At 43.6% G+C, this 1,034-nt stretch carries 1 protein-coding gene; it reads left to right on the plus strand.

All coding sequences use genetic code 11. From position 1 onward, the window contains the following. Positions 1 to 67: 67 nt before the first annotated feature. Positions 68 to 1,023, plus strand: a protein-coding gene (locus ACLGGO_RS35615; protein WP_446422857.1) for an IS630 family transposase whose coding sequence is annotated in 2 segments (ribosomal slippage) — positions 68 to 410 and positions 410 to 1,023 — 957 coding nt in all. Because the reading frame shifts where the segments join, the coding sequence is not laid out codon by codon here. Positions 1,024 to 1,034: the final 11 nt, after the last annotated feature.

Raw genomic sequence — 1,034 nt, forward strand, 5'->3', positions numbered from 1 at the left:
TACAGCGTTTCCCACGCTGATGAGGTACATTTAGGGTAGGACTTTTGCTCTCAGAGGGTTCATCGGTTTGAAACCATATTCTTTAGACTTCCGTAAGAAAATTATCGATATCTACCAAAGTGAACCGATTTCACAACGGCGTCTAGCCAAGCGGTTTGGAGTGGCGAAAAGCTTTATCGAAAAACTCTTGAAGCAGTACCGTGAAACGGGTTCCCTTGCTCCTAAAAAGCGAACCCAACAAACACCAACTTTACTGAGTACTGAGCAGCTAGCGGTGCTTCGACAATTGGTGCAACAGCGGAATGATGCCACCTTGGAGGAACTCCAAACCCTCTTGGAAAGAGAAATCGGAGTTCGCCTCAGTCGCACGACCGTCGATAGAATGCTCAAAAAATTAAATATCACTGTTAAAAAAAAACGTTCCACGCCGATGAGAAAGAAACTGAACGCACCCAGAACAAGCGGGTAAAGTTTTGGCAACTGGTTCAAAGCTTTCTAGCCGAGAACCTTATCTTTATTGATGAATCAGGGGTCAATCTGGCTTTAACTCGCTTGTCGGCTCGTTCGCCTAAAGGTCAACGAGCCCACGGGAAGAGACCTCAGACAAGGGGAAAAAATGTTTCTATCATTAGCGCTTTAGGATTACAAGGTGTTGTCACTCAAGTAAGTCTTCTAGGTGCCATTGATGGTCTCACTTTTGAAGCCTTTATCGCTCGTAAATTAGTGCCGTATCTTTGGTCTGGAGCCTGTGTTATTCTTGACAACTGCTCTATCCATCTGGGAAAAACGATTGAATCATTAATTCAGGAGGCGGGAGCAACACTAATTTATTTACCTCCCTATTCTCCAGATTTTTCCCCGATTGAAAATTGCTTCTCAAAAATTAAATCGATACTGCGAGCTATGGAAGCCAGGACATATCCGGACTTAGCCAAAGCGATAGAAGAAGCATTTAGCCAAGTTTCTTTAGATGACATCAAAGGATGGTTTACTCATTGTTGCTACTGTACCTCACTAGACTGAGAAATGCTGTA

Source organism: Coleofasciculus sp. (genome assembly GCF_046565525.1).
Taxonomy (GTDB): domain Bacteria; phylum Cyanobacteriota; class Cyanobacteriia; order Cyanobacteriales; family Coleofasciculaceae; genus Coleofasciculus.